Source organism: Nitratireductor aestuarii (assembly GCF_014641695.1).
Classification (GTDB): Bacteria; Pseudomonadota; Alphaproteobacteria; order Rhizobiales; family Rhizobiaceae; genus Chelativorans; species Chelativorans aestuarii.
On the sequence record NZ_BMIF01000011.1, the window covers coordinates 1 to 22,806 of the forward strand.

14 protein-coding genes are annotated in these 22,806 nt (G+C 60.0%); 9 read left to right on the forward strand and 5 right to left on the reverse strand.

The window, feature by feature from the left end; genetic code table 11:
• The first annotated feature begins 1,255 nt into the window (after nt 1-1,255).
• The 3 genes from IEX27_RS16105 to IEX27_RS16115 all read left to right on the forward strand — a co-directional run bounded on the left by IEX27_RS16105 (nt 1,256) and on the right by IEX27_RS16115 (nt 5,058).
• The gene (locus tag IEX27_RS16105) at nt 1,256-2,383 is read left to right on the forward strand and encodes a porin (protein WP_188722111.1); all 1,128 of its coding nucleotides are present in this window, start codon (nt 1,256-1,258) and stop codon (nt 2,381-2,383) included.
• A gap of 285 nt (nt 2,384-2,668) precedes the next feature.
• Nucleotides 2,669-3,604, forward strand: a complete 936-nt coding sequence (locus tag IEX27_RS16110) for a tyrosine-type recombinase/integrase (protein ID WP_188722112.1) — start codon at nt 2,669-2,671, stop codon at nt 3,602-3,604.
• A gap of 341 nt (nt 3,605-3,945) precedes the next feature.
• Nucleotides 3,946-5,058, forward strand: coding sequence for a pyridoxal phosphate-dependent aminotransferase (locus tag IEX27_RS16115; RefSeq protein WP_188722113.1), 1,113 nt, complete (start codon nt 3,946-3,948; stop codon nt 5,056-5,058).
• A 78-nt stretch (nt 5,059-5,136) separates the two neighbouring features.
• On the opposite strand, the gene IEX27_RS16120 is transcribed toward IEX27_RS16115, so the two are convergent.
• Nucleotides 5,137-6,468: an NCS2 family permease gene (locus IEX27_RS16120; RefSeq protein ID WP_188722114.1), complete on the reverse strand. Its 1,332-nt coding sequence runs from the start codon at nt 6,466-6,468 to the stop codon at nt 5,137-5,139.
• A 295-nt stretch (nt 6,469-6,763) separates the two neighbouring features.
• Between IEX27_RS16120 and IEX27_RS16125 the strand changes: the two genes are divergently transcribed.
• The 3 genes from IEX27_RS16125 (at nt 6,764) to IEX27_RS16135 (ending at nt 11,250) form a co-directional block, all read left to right on the forward strand.
• On the forward strand, nt 6,764-7,924 hold the full coding sequence (locus IEX27_RS16125; protein WP_188722115.1) for an isovaleryl-CoA dehydrogenase: 1,161 nt from the start codon (nt 6,764-6,766) through the stop codon (nt 7,922-7,924).
• A 192-nt stretch (nt 7,925-8,116) separates the two neighbouring features.
• Nucleotides 8,117-9,724: a carboxyl transferase domain-containing protein gene (locus IEX27_RS16130; protein WP_188722116.1), complete on the forward strand. Its 1,608-nt coding sequence runs from the start codon at nt 8,117-8,119 to the stop codon at nt 9,722-9,724.
• A gap of 212 nt (nt 9,725-9,936) precedes the next feature.
• Nucleotides 9,937-11,250 carry an FAD/NAD(P)-binding protein gene (locus tag IEX27_RS16135; protein WP_188722117.1) on the forward strand — a complete coding sequence of 438 codons (1,314 nt, stop codon included), beginning with the start codon at nt 9,937-9,939 and terminating at the stop codon, nt 11,248-11,250.
• Here IEX27_RS16135 and IEX27_RS16140 read toward each other — a convergent pair.
• Both IEX27_RS16140 and IEX27_RS16145 read right to left on the reverse strand, forming a co-directional pair.
• Entirely contained in the window at nt 11,247-11,861 is a 615-nt protein-coding gene (locus IEX27_RS16140) for a DUF922 domain-containing Zn-dependent protease (protein WP_188722118.1), read from the reverse strand. The genes IEX27_RS16135 and IEX27_RS16140 overlap by 4 nt on opposite strands.
• Before the next feature lie 193 nt (nt 11,862-12,054).
• A complete protein-coding gene (locus IEX27_RS16145; protein WP_188722119.1) occupies nt 12,055-15,780 on the reverse strand; it encodes a TonB-dependent receptor in 3,726 nt (1,241 codons plus the stop codon).
• Between the two features lie 566 nt (nt 15,781-16,346).
• Here IEX27_RS16145 and IEX27_RS16150 point away from each other — a divergent pair.
• On the forward strand, nt 16,347-18,299 hold the full coding sequence (locus IEX27_RS16150) for an acetyl/propionyl/methylcrotonyl-CoA carboxylase subunit alpha (RefSeq protein ID WP_188722120.1): 1,953 nt from the start codon (nt 16,347-16,349) through the stop codon (nt 18,297-18,299).
• Nucleotides 18,300-18,328: 29 nt separating this feature from the next.
• Here the strand turns inward: IEX27_RS16150 and IEX27_RS16155 are convergent, their stop codons facing one another.
• Together IEX27_RS16155 and IEX27_RS16160 are read right to left on the reverse strand one after the other, a co-directional pair.
• A complete protein-coding gene (locus IEX27_RS16155; RefSeq protein ID WP_188722121.1) occupies nt 18,329-18,595 on the reverse strand; it encodes an SEL1-like repeat protein in 267 nt (88 codons plus the stop codon).
• Nucleotides 18,596-18,941: 346 nt separating this feature from the next.
• Complete coding sequence (locus IEX27_RS16160; RefSeq protein WP_188722122.1) at nt 18,942-19,637, reverse strand: glutathione S-transferase family protein; 696 nt, start codon at nt 19,635-19,637, stop codon at nt 18,942-18,944.
• Nucleotides 19,638-20,060: 423 nt separating this feature from the next.
• On the opposite strand from IEX27_RS16160, the gene IEX27_RS16165 reads away from it, so the two are divergent.
• Entirely contained in the window at nt 20,061-21,557 is a 1,497-nt protein-coding gene (locus IEX27_RS16165) for an AMP nucleosidase (protein ID WP_188722123.1), read from the forward strand.
• A 206-nt stretch (nt 21,558-21,763) separates the two neighbouring features.
• On the forward strand, nt 21,764-22,795 hold the full coding sequence (locus tag IEX27_RS16170; RefSeq protein ID WP_188722124.1) for an endonuclease/exonuclease/phosphatase family protein: 1,032 nt from the start codon (nt 21,764-21,766) through the stop codon (nt 22,793-22,795).
• Nucleotides 22,796-22,806 lie beyond the last annotated feature (11 nt).

Sequence of the window (22,806 nt, forward strand, 5' to 3'; positions counted from 1 at the left end):
GCTCACCCGAGACCCCCTGTCCCCTTCAAAAATCTCCATCTGTCCAACTGTCCTTATGCCTGGGAATAAGGACAGGGTCTGAACAGTTTTATCCAATATTCACAGGCGGCCTCGCTCGGACGGATACGTTGTCCGTTACGCCCTCAACGCTGAAATACTGCGTCTGAGAGAGCTCAACAAAGGGTTTCAGGCCATTAAGCTGAATAGCGTCTAGAAGGTTGCCCTCATGGGACCCCAAGGGGTGGAGAGTTTCAAAGCCGAACTGTTGGTTTCCAGTCTGACCTGTCCATGTGAATGTGCCAGAGTGTTTGGTCCACGGATTTCTTAGAGGTGATGAATTGCCGTCAGGCTGCGCAGCTCCCGTTATTAGCTGAGGTGCGTTACACGTCCCCGTACCGCATGTCCCTGATCCCGCAGTAGTGTCGCTACTGGTGGCCGTGGTGATTGTCTGCAATTTAACCCCATCCGAGTTGGAAATACTGAATTCCATCGTCTCGGCGGCGATGGTTCGATGGGTATGGCTGAATTCCCAGTCGACAACTTCACCCTGGATTAGACACACAGTTTGATACAAGCGGGAAGCCTGCCAGGTGCTTAGTTCAGCATGCTGTGCGCCTTCAGCTGACACAAGATAGCCCGATGGGGTAAATACCTGGCCGGATTTCCAGATATCAATCAAGGGAACGAGTGTATTTGTACTTTCGAAATCTGTTGTTCCCCCATTATTAGTGCACCAAGGATCAGCGGGATCGTGTGTCGTACTCCAGCCGTCAACATCACTAATGGGCATTAGTGCCGAACCTACGGAGGCCTTAGGGCACACGTTCTTATCGCGAGGAAGAACAGGCTGTTCAAATCCCAGATTGACAAAGCTTCGCTGCACGGCTTCCGCGGTGCCGGTCCAGCCGAGCGACAGGAGCGCAATTGCGAAAATTAGCTTGAGCGTTGTTATGCGAACCAAGGGTTCAAGCCTCAATCTGATGTTGACGTCTGAATCGGCGAAACAAACGCGCAACTTCACGCCGCAAGGCAAAGGCGATTCGCACAGGACTCACTCGGCAGTGCTTCTGCTGAAGCTGATACGAAGAGGCCGGCAATAGGGAACTAAGCGGAACCACATCGGGCCAGCTGCCGTGCCAGCGCGCCGCGCCAAGAGTCCCAAAAACACGCTTTTTGTCCGAAAATACGCCTCCAAAAGCACCTAACCTATTGAAAAGATAGGTTGTAGTGTCTGTTTCTGACTGGAGGTCAGAAAATGAACATTAAGAGCCTTCTTCTCGGCTCCGCGGTCGCCTCGGTGGCTTTCACCGGCGCTCAGGCTGCTGACGCAATCTTCGTTCCAGAGCCAGAGCCAATGGAATACGTCCGCGTTTGCGACGTTTACGGCGCAGGCTTCTTCTACATTCCTGGCACCGAGACCTGCCTCAAGGTTGGCGGCTACGTTCGTTACCAGATCAACTGGAACGAAGGTGACGATGGCTGGCGCAAGCAGAGCCGTGCTCAGCTGACGCTCGATGCTCGCAACGAGACCGAGCTTGGCACCCTGCGCTCCTTCGCTGAGCTGTGGTTCCAGAACAACACGCCGAACAACGGCGGCAGCGACGACGGTCTTCGCGTTCGTCAGGCCTTCATCGAGCTCGGTGGCCTCTACCTCGGTACCAAGATCACCCTGTGGGACGGCGCTCTCGACGGCGAGTACGACAACTTCGGCTTCTCTGATGAAGTCCACACGGTTGGCTACAACTTCGCAGCTGCTAACGGCGTGAACGTCGGCATCGCTCTCGAAGAGTACGACGACAACCTCGACTACACGCCGAACGTTGTTGGTAAGGTTGGCATCAAGCAGGGTTGGGGTTCGCTCAACGTTTTCGCAGCTTATGACGCAACCGCTGAAGAGTGGGCTGCCAAGGCAATCGCCAACGTAAAGCTTGCTGACCCGCTGACTCTGCAGCTCGCAGCTGCATACTCCTCGGGTAACAGCGTTTACGCACCGACCATGGGTTCGTATGGCACCTCTTTCACCGGTTTCAACTTCGGTTTCCCTCCGAGTGGCATCAGCACGGTGCGCTTCTCCGCAGCTCGTACCTACGAGTGGACCCTTGGTGCTCACCTGAAGTATGACGTCAGCAACAAGCTCACCCTCGGCGTTGGTGGTCAGTACTACGCAGACGCTCATAACCGCACCTTCGTGAGCCCGCTCGACGTGACCTTTGGTCCGGATGACCGTACGTTCGGCGGCGGTGATGACTGGGCAGTTGGTGCAGTTGTCGACTACAAGGTCGCTAAGGGCTTCGACGCCAAGCTCGCAGTCAACTACGTCGATGGCGACAGCTACGCAGACGGCGCTTGGAACGGTTTCCTCCGTCTGACCCGCAGCTTCTAAGCTGATTTATCCACAGGCCTCGGCGGTTTCTACCGCCGGGGCTTGATTAATTAGCCGACATACCTCTTGATTGGCCCGGGGATTATCTGGGGCGATGTGGGGATTGTCATGTCTTTAATTTTGGGGGGCGACGTACGCCTGCCGTTTGGCAGGAGGTTGCGGCGCGCAGGTTCTAGGACAGGCGTATACGCGGATCTGTATGATCTGGCTGGTCTGCAATTCGTTCGTCGCTTGGTGGGGTCAATCGTAGTCGATTTTGCGGCTAGACAGCGATAGGCCCAAGCAATGACACAAGTACAGTCTGTGGCAGGAGGAAACTCCTGGCCTGCGGGTGCGGTTGGACGGTACTCGGTAACCTATGGCAGCCCTGAGCTGCACGTGGTAACCGAATTCAGCCTGAGAGAGCTGTTTGCGAAGTACGGCGACATTCTCTGGGAACCGGGCAGCCATAAATACAACGTAACCTCTTTCATAGGCGAGCTCGACGAGCTGCTTCTGGGACAGCGCTTCAGTGCGTTCAGCCAGGACATGCTTGATGAGCTGGTAGGCAAGCTACGATCGCGTGGTAACAGCAACGCAACCATCAATCGGAAGATGGCTGCGCTCAGCAAGTTGCTGCGGAAGGCCTATAAGATGGGGTCGATACACAGTCTGCCGGAGTTTCGCCGGCAGAAGGAACGCGCGGGGCGGATACGTTTCCTCGATCAGGACGAGGAAGAACGGCTCTTTGCAGCCATTCGCGCGCGCAGCGAAGACGCATGGCGTCTCAGCATTTTTCTCGTCGATACTGGCGCCCGTCTGGGCGAGGCTATTGGTCTGACCTGGAACGATGTGCAGGCTGGCCGTGCCAGCTTCTGGATCACCAAGTCTGCCCGCAGCCGCACGGTTCCGCTCACCAAGCGGGCGATGGCAGCGGTGAAGGTGCCGAAGAACGGCTACGATGGCCCGTTCGCCATGCTGCGCCAGGCGCCCTTCCGGGCGATCTGGAACGAAGCCAAGGCCGAGGTTGGGCTGAACGACGACGAACAGCTTGTGCCACACGCGCTTCGGCACACCTGCGCATCACGATTGGTTCAGGGCGGCATCGATCTACGCCGCGTACAGATGTGGCTGGGTCATCAGACCCTCACCATGACCATGCGCTACGCTCACCTTGCGACCAACGATCTCGATCCTTGCGTTGACGTTCTTGAACGCAAGAAAAAGCGCAAGACGGGCTGATTTCGGGCAGATGAAGCAGCACAGTGTGTGAACTGTGCTGCAAGTTTCGCGATCTGGGACCGCGCGCCGAGCAAGGCGTGCGGTCCGACTATTTCTGCCCGGGGCTTCTACGCCTTCGGCTGACGGCGAAAGAGCAGCTTTCTCCATAAGCTTTCAGAACCGGCACATTGCCATAGTCTCCGCTACGCGCAAATGGCTGCTCCCCCAATCCGCACAGTCACCCGCAGTTGCCTGGAGCCGTGGCACTAACGGCCTCTCTGCCGCTGACGCCAAAATTCCATTTCGATTCATGTGTCCGTGGAGTATGACACATCACAGAAACGAGCGGATCCAGCGGCGTCATGAACAATCGTCCAAGTCTTACACCTCTTGTAGAGTCCCTTCCTGCCACCGTTCCCTTCGTGGGACCTGAAACGCAGGAGCGAAACCGCGGTCGGCCCTTCCGCGCCCGCATCGGCGCCAATGAAAGCGGGTTTGGGCCCTCCCCTCGCGTCATCGAGGCGATCCGCAACGCAGCACCCGATGTGTGGATGTATGGCGACCCTGAAAACCATGAACTGAGGGCTGCCCTCGCCCAACACCACGGGGTGGCGCCTGAGAACATCGCAATCGGCGAAGGGATCGACGCGCTACTCGGCCTGATCGTGCGCATGTACATTGAGCCCGGCGCACCGGTCGTCGTGTCGCTCGGCGGGTATCCCACCTTCAACTTCCATGTCGCTGGCTTCGGTGGACGCTTCGTCAATGTCCCCTACGACGGCGATCGCGAGAACCTGCAGGGACTGCTGGAGGCGACGATCAGCGAGAACGCGCCGCTCGTCTACCTCGCCAACCCGGATAATCCGATGGCGACGTGGTGGGATGCCGCGGATGTCACGCGGTTCATCGAGGCTCTACCGGAAACGACTATGCTCATCCTGGACGAAGCTTATTGCGAATTTGCGCCGACAAGCGCGATCCCGCCGATCGACGTCTCGCGCCCCAATGTGCTGCGGATGCGTACCTTCTCCAAGGCCTATGGCATGGCCGGCATGCGTTGCGGCTATGCGATCGGCGAAGCATCCGCCATCGCGCCATTCGACAAGATCCGCAACCATTTCGGCATGACGCGCCTGACGCAGGTCGCAGCGCTCGAAGCGCTGCGTGACCAGCCGTATCTGCAATCGGTCGTCGATCAGGTGGCTGCTGCGCGCGACCGGATCGGCAGGATAGCAGCCTCTCACGGCCTCACCACCCTGCCCTCCGCAACGAATTTCGTCGCGCTCGATTGCGGCGCTGACGGTACGTTTGCCATGCGCGTGCTTCAGGAACTCGGCCATCGCGACGTATTCGTCCGCAAGCCGATGGGTCCGCATCACGACCGCTGCATTCGAGTGAGCGTTGGCCCGGAAGCAGAGATGGACCTCTTCGAGAGCGCCTTTGCGGAAGCGCTGGAGGCTGCGCGGAAAGGCTGAGCGCGCCACATTCCCAGACAAGAAAAGGCCCGGTCACAGCGATGTAACCGGGCCTTCTCTATTGGATGAGTGCGTTCGTTACTCGCCGCCAACCATCACGAAACGGATGACGAAGAGCACAGCGACGATCCAGGTAGCCGGATGAACGTCGCGGAAACGGCCCGTCAGCGTCTTCAGCACGGCGTAGCTGATGAAGCCGAAGGCTAGACCATTCGCGATCGAATAGGTGAGCGGCATCATCAGGGCTGTCAGTGCAGCGGGAGCTGTCTCGGTGATGTCCGACCACTCGATTTCGACCAGCTCACGCATCATGAGGCAGGCCACGTAGAGCAGCGCTGGCGCGGTTGCATGTGCCGGTACCGAGCCAGCCAGCGGTGCGAAGAACAACGCGGCAAGGAACAGCACGGCGATGGTGAGAGCGGTGAGGCCCGTACGGCCGCCGGCCTGCACACCCGAAGCGCTTTCCACGTAAGCGGTCGTGCTCGAGGTACCGAGCAGCGAGCCGGCAACGATCGCGGTGCTGTCAGCCAGGAGCGCGCGGCCGAGACGGTTCGGCTTGCCTTCCGGGATCAGGTTTGCGCGCTTGGCAACGCCGATCAGCGTACCCGTAGCGTCAAACACCTCGACCAGAACCAGCACGAGGATCACGAAGACCAGACCGCTGTGCAGGGCGCCCATGATGTCGAGCTGGAGGAACGTCGGAGCGATCGACGGAGGCATGGACATGATGCCGCCGAAGCTGCTTACGCCAAGCAGCATCGAGATCACGGTGATGATCAGAATGCCGAGCAGGATGGCGCCGCGGATCTTGAGCGCGTCGAGCGCCGCGATGATCAGGAAGCCCGCCATTGCGAGCAGCGGTTCCGGCGCGGTGAGGTCGCCGAGGCTGACCAGCGTTGCCGGATTGTCGACGACGATCTTGGAGGTTTGCAGCGCAATGATCGCCAGGAACAGACCGATACCTGCCGCAACGGCGCTGCGCATGGACTTCGGAATGCCGTCGATCAGCCAGCTGCGAACGCCCGTGACCGTGAGGATCAGGAAGATCATACCGGAAATGAAGACTGCACCCAGCGCCTGCTGCCAGGTGAAGCCCATGGCTCCGACCACGGTGAAGGCGAAGAATGCGTTGAGGCCCATGCCTGGGGCCATGCCGATCGGCCAGCGCGGCAGGAACGCCATGATGGCCGAGCCAAGCGCCGCGGCAATACAGGTCGCGACGAAGACTGCGCCCCGATCCATGCCGGTCGTTTCCAGAATGCTCGGATTGACGAAGATGATGTAAGCCATCGTCAGGAACGTGGTGAGACCGGCCAGCAACTCTGTGCGCACCGACGTACCGTTCTCTGACAGCTTAAAGAAAGAATCGAGCCCCCCTTGATTGCTCGATCTCGCAGATTGGTCAGTCATGAAACCGCCTTCCCCTTTCGACGCGCGACTCGCCGCGCTGAAAAACGATTCGAAGCCGACGGGGGTGGAAGTCAAGCGATCAGGGTCCGCTTCGCACAGTTTGCGGCAGGAATATGGCCGTTTAGAGTGCCGGACGATAGTCGCTGTGCCTTTGTGGCCACATCAATCATAACTGTCATCCCATACGCAATGCACCTTATATAGCTTGCCATGCTACGCAGGCCTGATCCAATTTGAGCCAGGAATGGAGTGCAGGCTTGTCCGGCGAGACGGCCAGTGACGCGGGAGGTACGCAATGTTCTCGGAATCGATGAGCTTCGGGTTGGGCGAGGAAATCGACGGGCTGCGGGAAGCCGTGCGGCGTTTCGCAGCCGACAGGATTGCGCCTTTGGCTGACGAGATCGACAGGAGCAACGATTTTCCCGCTCATCTCTGGAAGGAGATGGGAGCCATGGGTCTCCTCGGCATCACGGTGGAGCCGGAACTGGGCGGCTCCGGCATGTCCTACCTCGCCCATGTGGTGGCTATGGAGGAGATCAGCCGGGCTTCCGCCTCGGTGGCGCTCTCCTATGGCGCGCACTCCAACCTCTGCGTAAACCAGATACGGCGGTGGGGCACTGAAGCGCAGAAGTCCCGCTATCTGCCAGGGCTCTGCGAGGGCTCGCTCGTCGGTGCGCTCGCCATGTCAGAGACGGGTGCCGGGTCTGACGTCGTCTCGATGCAGCTGCGGGCGGAACGACATGGCGACAGGTTCATCCTGAATGGCTCCAAGATGTGGATCACCAACGGACCTGATGCCGACGTTCTGGTCGTATACGCCAAGACGGACCCGTCCGCCGGTAGTCGGGGAATCACGGCCTTCATCATCGAAAAGGGTATGGAAGGGTTCTCGGTCGCCCAGAAACTCGACAAGCTCGGCATGCGCGGTTCGAACACCGGCGAGCTGGTCTTCGAGGATGTCTCCGTTCCGGTAGAAAATGTCCTTGGGGAGGTAGGTCGGGGCGTTGAGGTATTGATGTCGGGGCTCGACTATGAGCGCGTCGTGCTCTCCGGCGGGCCGCTTGGCATCATGGCAGCCTGCATGGATGTGGCCGTGCCCTACGTGCGCGAGCGCAGGCAGTTCGGCCAGCCGATAGGTGCGAACCAGCTGGTGCAGGCGAAGATCGCCGACATGTACGTGGCGATGAACTCCGCGCGCGCCTACAGCTATTCAGTGGCAGCCGCCTGCGACCGTGGTGAAACCCAGCGCAAGGATGCGGCCGGCTGCATCCTCTACGCGGCTGAAAAGGCGACCCAGGTGGCGCTCGATGCGATCCAGCTTTTGGGCGGCAATGGCTACACCAATGACTATCCGACCGGCCGGCTGTTGCGGGACGCCAAGCTCTATGAGATCGGGGCGGGCACCAGCGAAATCAGGCGCTGGCTGATCGGTCGAGAGATCGTTTCGGCCGGCTGAGTTTTTCCATGCGACACTTTCCAGTGGGCGGACATGTTGCGCTTCCCGTCAGGCCCGCTACACTGACAACTCGTTCTAACCTATTGAATCTCAAGAAACGGTTCCGTTTCTCGAATGCAAGCGGTACGTGCTATGGTCAGCGAGTCACTGCTGATTTGGTCTTCATCCGCCTCTGTGATCCGGTGAGAGTAGATGCCCATCCTTAAATCGCAGATTTCTCCCTCCTCGTCCGCCTTCCGCGAGAACTCGGCCCGGATGCAGGGCCTTGTCACAGAGATGGCCGAGACGGCCGCGCTGATCTCCGCTGGCGGCCCGGAGGAAGCGCGCAGCCGCCATTTGGCGCGCGGCAAGTTGCTGCCGCGTGAGCGGCTGGCGGGGCTCCTGGATGTGGGATCGCCCTTCCTCGAAATCGGACAGTTCGCGGCGTGGAACCTCTATGGCAACGAAGTGGCATCGGCTGGCCTGATCGCCGGCATCGGCCGTGTCGAAGGTCGCGAATGCATGATCGTCGTCAACGACGCGACGGTGAAGGGCGGCACCTACTACCCGCTTACGGTTAAGAAGCATCTGCGCGCGCAGGAAATCGCGCTCGAGAACAACCTGCCATGCATCTACCTGGTCGATTCAGGCGGTGCGAACCTGCCGAACCAGGACGAGGTCTTCCCGGATCGCGAACACTTTGGCCGCATCTTCTATAATCAGGCCAACATGTCGGCGCGCGGCATCCCTCAAATAGCCTGCGTGATGGGCTCGTGCACTGCGGGCGGCGCCTATGTGCCCGCGATGAGCGACGAAACGGTGATCGTGCGCAACCAGGGCACGATCTTCCTGGGAGGCCCGCCGCTGGTGAAGGCCGCGACTGGCGAAGTTGTAACGGCGGAAGAACTGGGCGGAGCGGATCTCCACACGCGGGAATCCGGCGTCGCCGATCACTATGCGCAGGATGACCGCCACGCACTCTCGATCGTTCGCCGGATCGTGCGGAACCTGAACCGCAGCAAGGCATCGCAGCTGTCGCTGCAAAAGCCGGCCCCGCCGCTTTACGATCCATACGAAATCTACGGCATCACTCCGGCTGATCCTCGCCAGACCTACGACGTTCGCGAGGTAATTGCCCGCATCGTTGACGGCTCTGAGTTCGACGAGTTCAAGCAGAACTACGGCGCCACGCTTGTCACAGGTTTCGCGCATCTGCATGGAATGCCGGTCGGCATCCTTGCGAACAATGGCGTGCTGTTTTCGGAATCCGCGCTCAAAGGGGCGCATTTCATTGAGCTTTGCTGCCAGCGGAAGATCCCGCTCCTGTTCCTGCAGAACATCACGGGCTTCATGGTCGGCCGCAAATATGAGGCAGGCGGCATCGCCAAGGATGGCGCCAAGCTGGTGACCGCCGTTGCCACCGCGCGTGTGCCGAAGATCACGACGATCATCGGCGGTTCGTTCGGCGCGGGCAACTACGGCATGTGCGGCAGAGCTTTCTCGCCGCGCTTCCTCTGGACATGGCCGAATTCGCGCATTTCCGTCATGGGTGGCGAGCAGGCAGCAACGGTGCTTTCGATCGTCAGGCGCGAAGGCATCGAACGGAGGGGCCAGCAATGGTCGCCCGAAGAGGAAGCCGAGTTCCGCGCGCCGATCCTGGAAAAGTACGAGCGCGAGGGACATCCGCTCTACGCGTCGGCGCGCCTTTGGGACGATGGTATCATCGACCCGGCGAAGACCCGTGAGACCCTGGCCCTGTCACTTTCGGCAAGCCTGAATACGCCGATCGAAGAGACCAAAGTTGGTGTGTGGAGAATGTAGCTCCACTCCGACACCCGCGAAAATGCGGCTTTGCATCACTAAAGGATCGCGATAGAAGAGAACGAAATTCCACTCGGAGCGACATGCTTGCAGTCAGGCAGCTACCTGTCCGTTCTTACGGCAAATATATTCCATACTGCCTCACGGCATTCTGTCCTGGCACTTGCAGATGGTCATATTCTGCCCAACGCAGATAGACGCGAGCTGCAGGCATGATCGTAATCGTTGGCGGCGGCGCGACTGGCGCCATCTTTGCCGCGCACCTTCTGAAGGTCTCTGACGCCAACCGGATCGTGCTCGTCGAGAAGCGCGGCAGGGTGGGCCGCGGTCTGGCCTATTCCACCACCCTCCCCGACCATCTGCTGAACGTTCGTGCGCAGAACATGAGCGCCTTGCCGGATGACCCGGGTCACTTCGTGCGGTGGCTCACTGAGCGCGATCTGATGGACCCAAACGAGCCCTTCTTCTTTGCGCCACGCAAGGTCTACGGCGACTATCTGGAAGATCTGCTGCGCGAGGCGGATGCGGAACATTCCGGACGGCTGCAGATCATCAGCGATGAGGTCATTTCCGCTATTCCCCAGGCGTCAGGGGTTGAGGTTGAACTTGCATCAGGCCAGACCCTGCAGGCGAGCAGGCTGGTTCTGGCGACAGGCCATGACATAGAGCCGCTCAATCGCGACGAGATCTCAGTACGGATGGATACTCCTGAAGACACCGAGCTTCCCCCGGATGCGCCGATCCTGATCATGGGCAGCGGGCTCAGCATGGTGGATGCGGTGCTGTCTCTGGAAGCACGTGGCCATCGCGGTCCGGTGACAGTCGTCTCCCGCCGCGGATTGCTGCCGCAGCGGCAGGTACTGCCTCATCCAATTCCATTTACCGAGAATGACATTCCCTTTGGTTTGGAACCCTCCCGCTTCCTGGGCTGGCTCCGCGACCGCGTAAGAAAGCACGTTCAGGCGGGTGGCAACTGGCGCGACGTGGTCGACGGCTTGCGGCCCTACAACCAGCGCATCTGGCAGAGCTGGCCGGAGCCTTCCCGCAAGATTTTCCTGCGGCATGCAAAAGCCTGGTGGGACACGCACCGCCACCGCATGGCGCCCGAGGTGCATGACCGCATCCAGGCAGCGGTGCAGGAGGGCCGGCTTGCCATTCGTGCGGGCCGCATACTCCGCACGGAAAGGGCGGGCGCGGATTTCACCGTGACACTCAGGCCGCGGGGTTCACAGCAGGAAGAAACACTGCGCGTCGCCCGCGTCTACGACTGCACCGGCATCATTCGCAACATCGAGGATAGCTCCCGCGCTATCCTTCGTGGGCTGGTCGAGGCTGGACTGGCCAAGACCGATCCTTTGCGTCTGAGCCTGAACGTCACCCGCGACTGCCAGCTCATCGGCCGCGACGGTAAGGCTTCTGACCGACTCTATGCGTTGGGACCTCTCACCCGCAGCGAATTCTTCGAAATCGACGCGGTGCCGGAGATACGGGTTCAGGCGGCAGCACTGGCAAGGAAACTAAGCTAGTTCCCTGCCGAAGGAGAGCCAATTCCGTTGACCAGACCAAGGACGAGCGAATGGACATTGCCTCCGTCGCTCAACTCCTCCTTGTCGAAGGCGCGGCTCTGCCGCCGCTGCTCTTCCACGAGTGGCTTTGTGCGGTTCTCCACCTCCTTGCGGACGGCACGGCATCTTGGATCGTTCGGCACGAAGGTGCCCACAGTAGCGGCCTCGATGGCCTTCACCGTCTCAACGATCATCGCCCCGTGCACCCGCTCGTGCTTTTCCACCCCCTCGATGAAAGTGTTCCAGAGAGGCTGAAGCGCTTCGGGAAGCCTGTTGGAAGGCTTGGGAAGTCGATAGACGATGGTAAGGTGAGGCTTCGCGGCAGCAAGGATGCACCCACCATCGCGAGGTTGGTAGTCGCGTGACCACTTGAGTTCGAAGTCCGTGATCGCGATCGCCCTGCCCGCACCAGCCTTCGGACCGTTCTCCCCGATCGACCGGTAGAGGTCGATGCCGGTCTTGCCGGAAATCGCGTAGGTCTGAACCTTTTCCACCGGCGCCCAGCTTTGGGCCTGCGCCATCGATGACCACAAGACGACAGGTGCAACGCCTACGAACCGGTATATCTGCATGCCACTCTCCTAACCCTGACAGGGGTAGGAGAACGCCGCCGCTCATGCAAGCAAAAGAGCAGTTTCAGGGAGAGCGGGAAGAAAAAGCCCCGTCACATGGGAGGAGGTGTGACGGGGCGAGTATTTCAACATTGAGGTAGCCTTACTCACCCGATAACCGCCCTGTGCATCTCCAAGACACACAAGGCACGAACTAGAACTTACCCACGATGTTCAGGAATGGTCCCTTATCATCGAGTGTCAGGTCACGGAGGTCATCCGAGAAGCGGCCGAAGTTGTAGCCGGCGCCCACCTTGAAGTTGTTTCCCACGTGCCGGTAGAGAGCAGCCAAGAGACCGTAATCGACCGACTTGACCGCGGGCGTGAAGAAGGCACGGCCTTCCAGCAACGCATCCCAGTTCTTGACCACGTGCAGGTCGGTTCTGATGACGCCGAGATGCGCTGAGGACTGTTGCCATGGGCCCATCGATTTCGTCGCATCGTTGCGTATGCTGATCTCGCCGATACGGGCACCGTATTTTCCGCCGACCGACAGCCAGGGCAGCAGGTCATAGGTGACGTCAGCCGAGACGATGTGGCTGCGCTGCATGGGGCCTCCCGAGGTGTTTGACGACGACGAGATCTGGCCCAGCGTCGGCAAATCGTAGAGGAAGGTGTACCGCATCAGGGCGTTCAGCCTGTCATGGTCCACGGGACGATACGCGTAACCAAGCGATCCTTCGATGTAGTCGCCGTTGTAATAGGACCCCGCGCCGGACTGGGAGAGAACCGCATCACCGCTGACCAGCAACCTGCCGCTTTCGTCATGCTGCCATGCCACGCCCGAGGAGACCGCGTAGGTATTGACGTCACGGGTACGGTCATCGGAATTCTCGACACGGACTTCTGCGCGGGTCCTTGCAGACAGGCCTTCTTCCTCGTCGTTGTAGCCCACCGCGACGGACCCTGCGTACCGATCAAAATCCGAGTACTCGAGCTTGGTGTCTGGATTGACGCGATTATCCATGATCCGTCCGGCCTCGCCGCCGAGGTCGACAGTCCAGAGCGAGTTGGGGGTGTAGACCACACCGTAGGTTTGCGCCAGCGAGCGCCTGCGTCCGAACAGATCGTAGTTCGACTCGGCATAAGCGGTGGTTACGTCGTCGATCCTCCGCTTCACGCCGCCGACCAGTGAGCCGAGATCCCGACCGTGCAGCACATCGCTGCGCGTGAGGTCGAAGGCTCTGCTCGGATCAAGCCTATAGCCGATATAGTACTGGTCATCGACCGTGGGGCTGTAGTTCAACGCGGCCAACCCACCGACGCCGGACCGTCCGTAAGAAACCTCGCCTTCTGCCGAGATCTTTTCGGTCAGGGCAACCTCTGCACCGACACCAACGCGGTCGTTCTTTTCAATGCTGCCCTTCCGGAACAGGCTGTGTTGGCCAAATACGTAGTAGGTGTAATCCTCGTTCTGCTTGAAATCGAGACGCACGCCGACGTCGGCACGGTTTCCATCATATCCGTACTTTCCCGCAGCGATTGCGGTGGGAGAATGGAGCCGGGTGTGCGTTACACCGACGGTCGCCTTCAACTGGGGCATGAACTGCCAGCTCGCTGCGAACTTGGAGTCGCGCCGGCGCTGTCCTTCACCATCCTTGAGGTCATCCAGCGTTACGCCGGCGTCCATGGTTCCGGTGATCGGCATGGCGGCATGTGCGCCCCACACCCGTCGATTTGCCGACAACCGGTCCGACGTGGTCGAGAATCCGGCCTGCTTCTTTTCGTAATAGCCTCCGATCTTCCCGGTATCGATGCCGAATGGCCGAATGTCTGCCATGTCCAACTGGCCGCCGACGCGCCAGCCCAGTGCCGACTTACCACCCGTTCCCTCTTTTTCGGTCAGCGTAAGGCCACCATCCGTGGACCGGGCGAGACTGGAGTTCGTTCCCGACGAGCGTGCAACTTCCGCGTCGACATAAGTGGTCTGTGAACGGCGTACGAGAATGTCCGCGCCCACCGCCTTTGTCCTCTTTTCGTCCACGCGCTCGGTGTTACCGGTTACGCCAAGACGCACCGAGTCCCCGACCCATTGTTGCACCCGGCCACCGTAGACATAGTCCTTCGCATCACGGGCCCGCGGAATGTATTCGTAGCTGACCACCAGATACTGCTTGTCTCCGCCGAGAGCGCTGGACCTCACCGGGCCCACTCCGAGGCTGGTCGAGTTCAGCGGCCGCTTGAGGATCAAGACGCCCTGGATGTGGTCGAAGGTGTAATCTTCGCCGTGCGCCAGATACTTGCGCTCAATAACCCTTCCACTCACATCATCCCGCACCTCGACCATGACCGTTTCGGACCCGGAAGTGATGTCCTGACGCCGCAGGAAATAGGCCGATCCGCCGGTGCCGAGAAATTCATCCGTCTGCGGCACCGTGTCAGGCAGCGCGCCATAGGCGGAGACTTCCGTCTTCCGTTCGCCGTAACTCGTCTGGCTGTCCGAGCGCATCTCCAGGTTGGCGCCGTAGAGCCCTCTGCTGCTGGACAGGAATTTCGTGCCGGAAATGCGGGTCTTGTAATTTCCCCACATGACGTGACTGTCACCGCGCTCCACCCGGACGTAGAATTTGCCTTTGGTCGGAGCATCCTCGACCCATGTGGAATCGTCGCCGTAGACAGCATAGTACTTGTCAGGATCTATGCGCTTCAGGAACTCACGGGCATTTTTCGCGTCCATGTTCTTGAACAGGTACTTCAGATCGTTCTCGCCGGTGTCCGCAGCCGCGGTGATGAGCGTCTGCCCCTTCACCTTGCCTTTCAGGTAGAAGGCGATGCGCCCCTTCTTGTAGATCGTATCGAACTCGCCCTGGCGCACGTCTTCGATACCCGGATCTCCGGTCTGCTTGCCGAAGGTTGCTTCGGCCAGACCGACGTAGAACCACTCGTTCGTCGGAATGTTGACATCACGGCTGAAGTAAAGCCCGCCGCCCTTCATCGGTCCGTCGACTGCAATGTCGATCAGATGGTCGCCTGGTGGCAGGATCCGCTGGGTGACGAATGCGCCATTCGGATCAACCGGGATAGGTTCATCGAAAACGGTGATCGTGTAGCCTTCGGGAACGTTCTTGCCGTGAACGGTGACCGCGCCTCCATGAACTGGAATGTTGCGAAACGCAGTGCGGTCTTCGGCCATTCCGGGCGCCACCGCTTGGACGGCATCTGAAAGCAGCTCTCCCTCTGACCGTTTCAGCGACAGCGGTATGGTTTCATCAAACCTGTCACGGTCATCATAGACGCGAAGCACGTATTGATATTCCGAGTCTCCGCCGCCCGGCATGGTCCAGTCCGCCAGACCGGTTATCCCGATAGGCAGCACGGCAACCGGGGTCCGGGTATCGCCGACGCGGAAAATCCGGACTTCTGCCCTGGTTATGAAAGCCTGGTAGTTCGACGTTGCAAGAAAGCTGATCGGCTCCCCCGCCGCATAGGCACGGCGGATGGGTGCTGTGGAAACATTGAGCAATGGCTTCTGGTCGAGCCCGTCGAACTTCAGCTGAATATCGACCGCAGCAAGATCAACGTCGGTCTTGCGCTGCTTGAAGACATTTGGATCGTCAGGCTGCGAACCGAATGCCCCCTCGCCGATGATCACCCCGGTTTCATCGACTGTCTGGCCGTCGACGCTGATCTTGAATGGAACCGCTGCCTGATCCGCAAGTGTTTCTTGCTCCAGGTTTGGTGTGATCGGCAGCCTTCCCAGGCTGCTGTTGTCGTACATCTTCCCGCGCATCTGCGGCCTGCAGCCATCGTCAGCGCATTCATCGACGATCGCGCCTTGCTCTACAATGACCTCGTAGTCAGCCGAGTTACCGGCGGTGACCAGCATGACGGCAGCCAAGGCGCTAGTGGCGAACAGGATCTGCTTGCGGGTTTTGTTCATCGTTGGAAGGCCGTTAGTTCTGCTTGTTAGAATTGTGCGGGTCATTTGCTACCTCGATGGCCTGTCGTGTTCCGGTGGACTGCGCCGGGAGCGGCCTCTCCATTTTTTGCAAACGCATGGTCCGTCATGCTGGCCCAGCTGCATGAATGAGCATGGCCACTGCTGAGAGAGCGGCCGGCTGATGCGCCCGCGATCATTCTTGCGAGTACACGCGTCTGTTTACCAACCGGGGCGTGTACACGTGCTACACGAGTATCTTCCATGAACACTCCTCATCGTCGGGCAATGAAATGGACTGCAACTGGGCAGGAACTCGCAACTGGGAAGGAAACGGCATGGCAGGCAATGCGATTGCCAATGACATCCCATGGGAACAGAACACGCCTGACCATAACTGCGCATGGATCGGATTCGTAAGTGAACGACGGGTTCGTTTACCGTAACCAACCCGATCCGACCCACATCCTCAGCTTGTCTTGAGGTTATGGCCGCAGGGACTGATGCACGCTATAAGAGCTCTGATCGGGAAGACGCATTCGCTGGCAAGCATCATCCGGGAGAGACAAATGTTCAGCAAGATTCTGGTTGCCAACCGCGGAGAGATTGCCGTCCGGATCATCGAAGCCGCACGCAAGCTGGGGATCGCCACGGTGGCAGTCTATTCGGAGGCTGACCGTCGAGCGCTCCACGTGGAGATGGCGGACGAAGCGCTGTGCATTGGCGGCGCTGCTCCTGCCGAAAGCTATCTGTGCAGTGACAGTATCATCAAGGCAGCGCTACGTTCAGGCGCCCAGGCTATCCATCCCGGATACGGTTTTCTTTCCGAAAATCCCGATTTTGCGGCGGCGGTCGAGGCTGCAGGTCTGGTGTTCATTGGTCCCTCTCCAGCCTCCATCCGGGCCATGGGCCTCAAGGATACCGCCAAGCAGCTGATGGAAAAGGCAGGCGTCCCCGTTGTTCCCGGCTATCATGGCGACGCCCAGGAACTGGTTGTTCTCGCAGGCGCGGCGCGCAACATCGGCTATCCCGTCCTGATCAAGGCGCGTGCGGGCGGTGGCGGCAAGGGTATGCGCCGCGTCGACCGGCCGGAGGATTTTTCGGCAGCCCTGATGGCGGCGAAGCGTGAGGCGCAGGCTGCCTTTGGCGATGGCCGCGTGCTCGTTGAAAAACTCGTCGAAGCGCCACGGCACATCGAAGTGCAGATCTTCGGCGACAAGCACGGTAACATCGTCCACCTGTTCGAGCGCGACTGCTCGGGCCAGCGCCGGCACCAGAAGGTGATCGAGGAAGCGCCCGCCCCCGGCATAGGCAAGGCCATGCGCGTCGCCATCACCGAGGCTGCTCTGCGCGCCGCGCGCGCTGTCGGCTACTACGGCGCCGGAACGGTGGAGTTCATCGCTGACGCGAGCAAGGGCTTACGGCCGGATAAATTCTGGTTCATGGAGATGAACACGCGCCTGCAGGTCGAACATCCGGTGACCGAGATGGTTACGGGGATCGATCTGGTTGAGTGGCAGCTGCGTGTGGCCGCAGGCGAAGCTCTTCCGCTCGAACAGTCCGACATTACGCTCAAGGGGCACGCCATCGAGGCGCGCATCTATGCGGAAGATCCGGAGCGCGACTTTCTTCCCTCGACCGGGACCCTTCATCATCTGCGTTTTCCGGAGAAGGTTCGCGGTGCGGAGCTGCGGGTCGACAGCGGGGTCAGGGAAGGCAGCGTCGTCAGCCACTACTATGACCCGATGATCGCCAAGATGATCGTGCACGGCCAGGATCGCAGGGGCGCCATCACTGCGTTGGCAGAGGCGCTGAACAGCACCCAGATTGCCGGTTGCACGACAAACATCGCCTTCCTGCGCCGCATGCTGGATGACGAGGAGTTCATTGCCGGAAACGCTGAGACAGGTCTGATCAGCCGCAACAAGGAGAGGCTGACCACCCTTCCCGAGCCGACGCCCCGGCTCGTCGCGTTCGCGGCGCTGGCAGCCAGCGGCGTGAAGCATGATGCTGATGCACAGGATCCGTTTGACGCTCTCGTGTCCTACGGTCATTTCCATGCGCTTGCACATCAAGGCACGCTTACCTATCGGGAAAAGCCGATCCACTATTGGATCAAGGGCCTCGGCAATGGCCGCTTTGAAGTCCGCGTGAAGATGCCGGGTGGCAGGGAGGAAGCATTTGCGCTTGCACCCTCACAGGTGCCGGTCGCGGCCCGCTGGCTCAACAACATTACCCTCTTCCAGGGCGCGGACAGCTTCACCTTCTCCACGGGAGAGTTCGACACGGCGCAGTCTGGCGCAGGGAACGGTGGCCAGTTACGTGCGCCGATGCCGGGGCTCGTGAAGATGGTGCGTGTCGCGCAGAAGGAGAAGGTGCAGGAAGGTCAGCCGCTGCTCATCCTCGAAGCCATGAAGATGGAGCATGCGATCACCGCTCCGCGCGACGGGATCATCGCCGATATCATCGCCGAAGGATCGCAGGTGGCCGACGGAACGCTGCTGGTGCAGCTGGAGGACTGACCAGCAGGCGCTCCGCCGATAATTCTATCCTAGTGCATGGTCATCCATGCGCGGGCTTCTCGCAGTGCGCGGGCAAGCTCAAGCTTGGACATGTTGGACGTGAGCTCGGCGCGCGCCCGGGCTGCGTGGCCGGATCCCCGGATTGCGGCGATGTTGAACCACTTGTGTGCTGCGACGAGGTCCCGTTCGCAGTCGCGGCCTTCAAAGTACATCATGCCGAGGCGGAAAAGTGCGTCAGCGTCTCCGGCATGGCGGACGCTGTCATTGTCGATGTCGCGGATGCTAGAAGATGCCATTTTTTCTGTCCCTGTTCTGTCCTGAGAGCCGCCCGCCGTTCTTGTGTAGCGGTGCAGCATTCATGGGTAGAAGATAGGGCCTGGACCTTGAAAGGCGCGTTAAACGCCGTGCTTAACGGGCGGCAAAGGAACTCTCAACAATGCGTAAACGGGCCATTTTTGTTAAGCATGGCACCCCTTGGCGTCTCTGGAATTGGCCTGCCTGGAGGGGTGGCGGTTGTTAACCTTTGCCTTTACCCTCTGCTAACCACAGTTTTCATCGAGAGCATTTCAGTTCGCCTGGAGTATGAAAAAGGCCCCGGCGGTGAAGCCGGAGCCTTCTGGAAATCTGTCATATTGTCGGGGGTTATCGCGCCCGCTGATTGAAGAGGACCTTCTTCTCCTCGTCCGTCATCGGCTTGCGCATCTCCTGCCCGACGGCAATGCCGCGCTGTACGGCGGGACGGGCCATCATCATGTCGAACCAGCGCTTCAGGTTCGGAAACTCGTTGAGGTCCTGGCCCTGCCCTTCATAGGAGCGGACCCAGCCGATGCAGGCCATGTCGGCGATCGAATAGTCGCCAGCCAGGAAATCGCGATCAGCCAGCCGCTTGTTCATCACGCCATAGAGGCGGTGGCACTCGTCGGTGTAGCGCTTGATCGCGTATTCGATCTTTTCCTTCGCATAGTTGCGGAAGTGATGGGCCTGACCGGCCATCGGGCCGAGGCCACCCATCTGCCAGAACAGCCACTGTTCGACTTCCACGCGCGCGCGTTCTTCAGACGGATAGAACTGGCCGAACTTGCGGCCGAGATACTGCAGAATGGCGCCTGACTCAAAGACGGAGATCGGCTCGCCGCCTGGACCTTCCGGATCGATGATCGCGGGCATGCGGTTGTTCGGGGAAATCTTCAGAAACTCAGGCTTGAACTGGTCGCCCTTGCCAATGTTGACATAATGGACTTCGTAGGGAATGCCCGCTTCCTCAAGAAAGATGGTGATCTTGAATCCGTTCGGAGTGGGCCAATAATGAAGTTCAATCGGTGCGTTCTGAACAGTCATGTCATGCTCCTCGTTTGTGAGCGCACGTAAGCACAAAATGCCGAACCTTGCCAAATGGTAACTAGACAAGAATCCCATGCTTGCGCATCTCTAGGTTTACGCTGTAAACAGCATTCGTTGCCGCTTTAGTTAGTATCAAGAGTATTCATCCCGACGATCAGCGGAAGGACCCTCTCATGCTAGCTCGCCGCTTTTCGATGATCTGCATTCTTACGGCTGTACTGGGCATTTATGCAGCCATCCATGCGGCAGACATCGATCCAACACACACGTCGGGGATCTCCTGCGAAGGCATGCACATCACTGGGTGTCAGACACGCTGAACGCCGAATGGTTCCCTGCCCCGATCCTGTTCCACTCCCCCTTCTTCGAAACGGCATTAAACTTCGCTCGAATGTGGCGCAGAACTTCGTATAATGAGGCATGGACAAGAGAACCTACCCACAGCCGATCGAGATAGTCGCCAGCCCGGAGACGCTGCCCGCGCGGGAATACACGAGCGGCGCGGAGGCCGTTGCGGCGCTGAAGTCGATTTACGAGCGAAACACTGCGTTTCTGCGTGACGCGTTCCACCATGTGCTCAACACCGGCGAAGTTGACCGGCGCTACCGCTCCTTCTACCCGGAAGTGAGCCTTTCCACCTCGTCCTTTGCGCAGGTGGACACGCGTCTGGCCTATGGGCATGTGGCAGCTCCGGGAACCTACTCCACCACCATCACGCGTCCCGACCTCTTCAGCGACTACCTGGTCACCCAGCTGGACCTGCTGATCCGAAATCATGGGGTCGCCCTTACGGTAGCGGAGTCCGGGATGCCCATTCCGCTGCACTTCGCCTTCATCGAAAATACCTATGTGGAAGGCGCGCTCCAGAAGGTGAGCCGCCCGCTGCGCGACCTGTTCGACGTACCGGATCTTGCGACGATGGACGACGATATCGTGAACGGCACCTACGAGCCCGCGCCGGGCGAACCCATGCCGCTTGCGCCATTCACCGCGCCGCGGGTGGACTATTCGCTGCACCGGCTGACGCACTACACCGCGACGCGGCCGGAGCATTTCCAGAACTTCGTGCTGTTCACCAACTACCAGTTCTATATCGACGAATTCGTCGCCTATGCGCGCGACCTGATGGCCTCCGGTGGCGGAGGCTATGAGAGCTTTGTCGAGCCCGGCAATGCAATCACGCTGGCGGGTCAGACCTCACCGGATGGCACGCCCCTGCAGCGCCTGCCGCAGATGCCTGCCTACCACCTGACGAAGCCCGGACATGCGGGCATCACCATGGTCAACATCGGCGTCGGCCCGTCCAACGCCAAGACGATTACCGACCACGTCGCCGTGCTGCGGCCCCACGCCTGGCTGATGCTCGGCCACTGCGCCGGCCTCCGTCACTCGCAGGCGCTGGGCGATTACGTGCTGGCGCACGCCTACCTGCGCCAGGACCACGTTTTGGACGATGACCTGCCGATCTGGGTTCCGCTGCCAGCCCTTGCCGAAATTCAGGTCGCACTTCAGGAAGCGGTGGCGGAAATCACCGGCCTGTCTGGTTACGAATTGAAGCGGATCATGCGCACCGGCACGGTCGCCACCATCGACAACCGCAACTGGGAACTGCGCGACCAGCGCGGACCGGTGCAGAGGCTGTCGCAATCCTGCTCGATCGCGCTCGACATGGAATCTGCCACCATTGCAGCGAACGGTTTCCGCTTCCGCGTTCCCTATGGAACGCTGCTCTGTGTATCCGACAAACCGCTGCACGGTGAGCTGAAGCTGCCAGGCATGGCGACTGACTTCTACAAGCGCCAGGTGGCGCAGCATCTGAAGATCGGCATTCGCGCGGTGGAAAAGCTGGCGGGCATGCCGACCGAACGCCTGCATTCGCGCAAGCTGCGCAGCTTCAGCGAGACTGCATTCCAGTAGGCGGAGCGTCGGCGATCCCAGACAGGAATGTGTGATTTGCCGCATGGCATAGCCGCATTCCTGTCACCTTCTGCCTGAACCCTGGGCGTCACGAGTGAATCGCGAGGAATACGCATGCAGTCGATGGCAGGGATGATCGATGATCCACTTGGGTGTGGCGAAGCGCCAGCTTGGATCAGCGGCAGGCAATAAGTTACAACTGGCCGATGAAAATCCTTCGCCGCTGCGCACCTTGTACGGCCCTGATTGCAGTGCTCCTCACCATTCCTCTGGTGCTGGGCTACTGGGGCTCGGCTCATCCCGCCCTCGATAGTTTCGCTCATTTCAGATTGCATCTGGCGGCGCTCATTGCAGTACTTGCTCTGCCGTCTCTGTTCGAACGGCGGTGGATCAGCATTTCCTTCGCCTTGCTTCTGCTGGCGATTGCTGCGACGGCGAGCACGTTGGCGAACCCGACGGGCGTCGCGATCGCCAACGCCAGCGCCAACATCGGGGAAGCTGGACCGGCGCGCTACAAGCTCCTGCAGATGAACCTGCGCTATGACAACCCTAAGCCGAAGGAAGTGCTGTCGCTCATCGGCCGGGTTCAGCCGGACGTGATCACACTGGATGAGGTTTCGGACTACTGGCGGGAGGAACTGAAGTTCATCGAACCATCCTACCCGCATCAAATCATCTGCACAGGCTCCTCGCATATCGGCGCGGTTGCAATCCTGTCGCGCCGCCCCTTCCTGCATCCCTCGCGCGCCGAGTGTCTCTCCAGAGGGTCACTGGCGATCGCCACCGTGAGCTTCGGTGGAGCGGCAGTTGACGTCGGCGCCATCCACCTGGGCTGGCCCTGGCCGAACGGGCAGCACTGGCACGTCGAAAGGCTGGAGCCGATGCTTTCTGCCAAGCTGGGTTCATCAGCCATCCTCGCCGGTGACCTGAATGCCGTGTGGTGGAGCCAGACGGCCCGTATGATTGCGACCGCCGCAGATCTAAAATCCCTTGGCAACATCGGTCCCACATGGCTGGTCGGGGGCGCTCCCGACTTCCTGCGCCGTTACGTCGGTCTGCCGATCGACAACCTGTTCGTCAAAGGCAGGGTCATTCCTGCATCGATCAAGCGCCTGCCCACGACGGGATCGGACCACCTGCCAGTGTTGCTGGAATTTGGCATCGTACCGGCTGAGGAGCAGCCATCGATGCAGGTGCGCACCCGCCAACTCCTCCTTGAAATGAAAAAGGCCGGGTGATCCCGGCCTTT

Excerpts from the sequence above, each read along its gene's own strand:
- IEX27_RS16115 (WP_188722113.1), top strand. The coding sequence starts at position 3,946 with ATGAACAATCGTCCAAGTCTTACACCTCTTGTAGAGTCCCTTCCTGCC.
- IEX27_RS16140 (WP_188722118.1), bottom strand. The coding sequence starts at position 11,861 with ATGCAGATATACCGGTTCGTAGGCGTTGCACCTGTCGTCTTGTGGTCA.
- IEX27_RS16155 (WP_188722121.1), bottom strand. The coding sequence starts at position 18,595 with ATGGCATCTTCTAGCATCCGCGACATCGACAATGACAGCGTCCGCCAT.
- IEX27_RS16135 (WP_188722117.1), top strand. The coding sequence starts at position 9,937 with ATGATCGTAATCGTTGGCGGCGGCGCGACTGGCGCCATCTTTGCCGCG.
- IEX27_RS16105 (WP_188722111.1), top strand. The coding sequence starts at position 1,256 with ATGAACATTAAGAGCCTTCTTCTCGGCTCCGCGGTCGCCTCGGTGGCT.
- IEX27_RS16170 (WP_188722124.1), top strand. The coding sequence starts at position 21,764 with ATGAAAATCCTTCGCCGCTGCGCACCTTGTACGGCCCTGATTGCAGTG.
- IEX27_RS16110 (WP_188722112.1), top strand. The coding sequence starts at position 2,669 with ATGACACAAGTACAGTCTGTGGCAGGAGGAAACTCCTGGCCTGCGGGT.
- IEX27_RS16150 (WP_188722120.1), top strand. The coding sequence starts at position 16,347 with ATGTTCAGCAAGATTCTGGTTGCCAACCGCGGAGAGATTGCCGTCCGG.
- IEX27_RS16165 (WP_188722123.1), top strand. The coding sequence starts at position 20,061 with ATGGACAAGAGAACCTACCCACAGCCGATCGAGATAGTCGCCAGCCCG.
- IEX27_RS16120 (WP_188722114.1), bottom strand. The coding sequence starts at position 6,468 with ATGACTGACCAATCTGCGAGATCGAGCAATCAAGGGGGGCTCGATTCT.
- IEX27_RS16160 (WP_188722122.1), bottom strand. The coding sequence starts at position 19,637 with ATGACTGTTCAGAACGCACCGATTGAACTTCATTATTGGCCCACTCCG.
- IEX27_RS16145 (WP_188722119.1), bottom strand. The coding sequence starts at position 15,780 with ATGAACAAAACCCGCAAGCAGATCCTGTTCGCCACTAGCGCCTTGGCT.
- IEX27_RS16125 (WP_188722115.1), top strand. The coding sequence starts at position 6,764 with ATGTTCTCGGAATCGATGAGCTTCGGGTTGGGCGAGGAAATCGACGGG.
- IEX27_RS16130 (WP_188722116.1), top strand. The coding sequence starts at position 8,117 with ATGCCCATCCTTAAATCGCAGATTTCTCCCTCCTCGTCCGCCTTCCGC.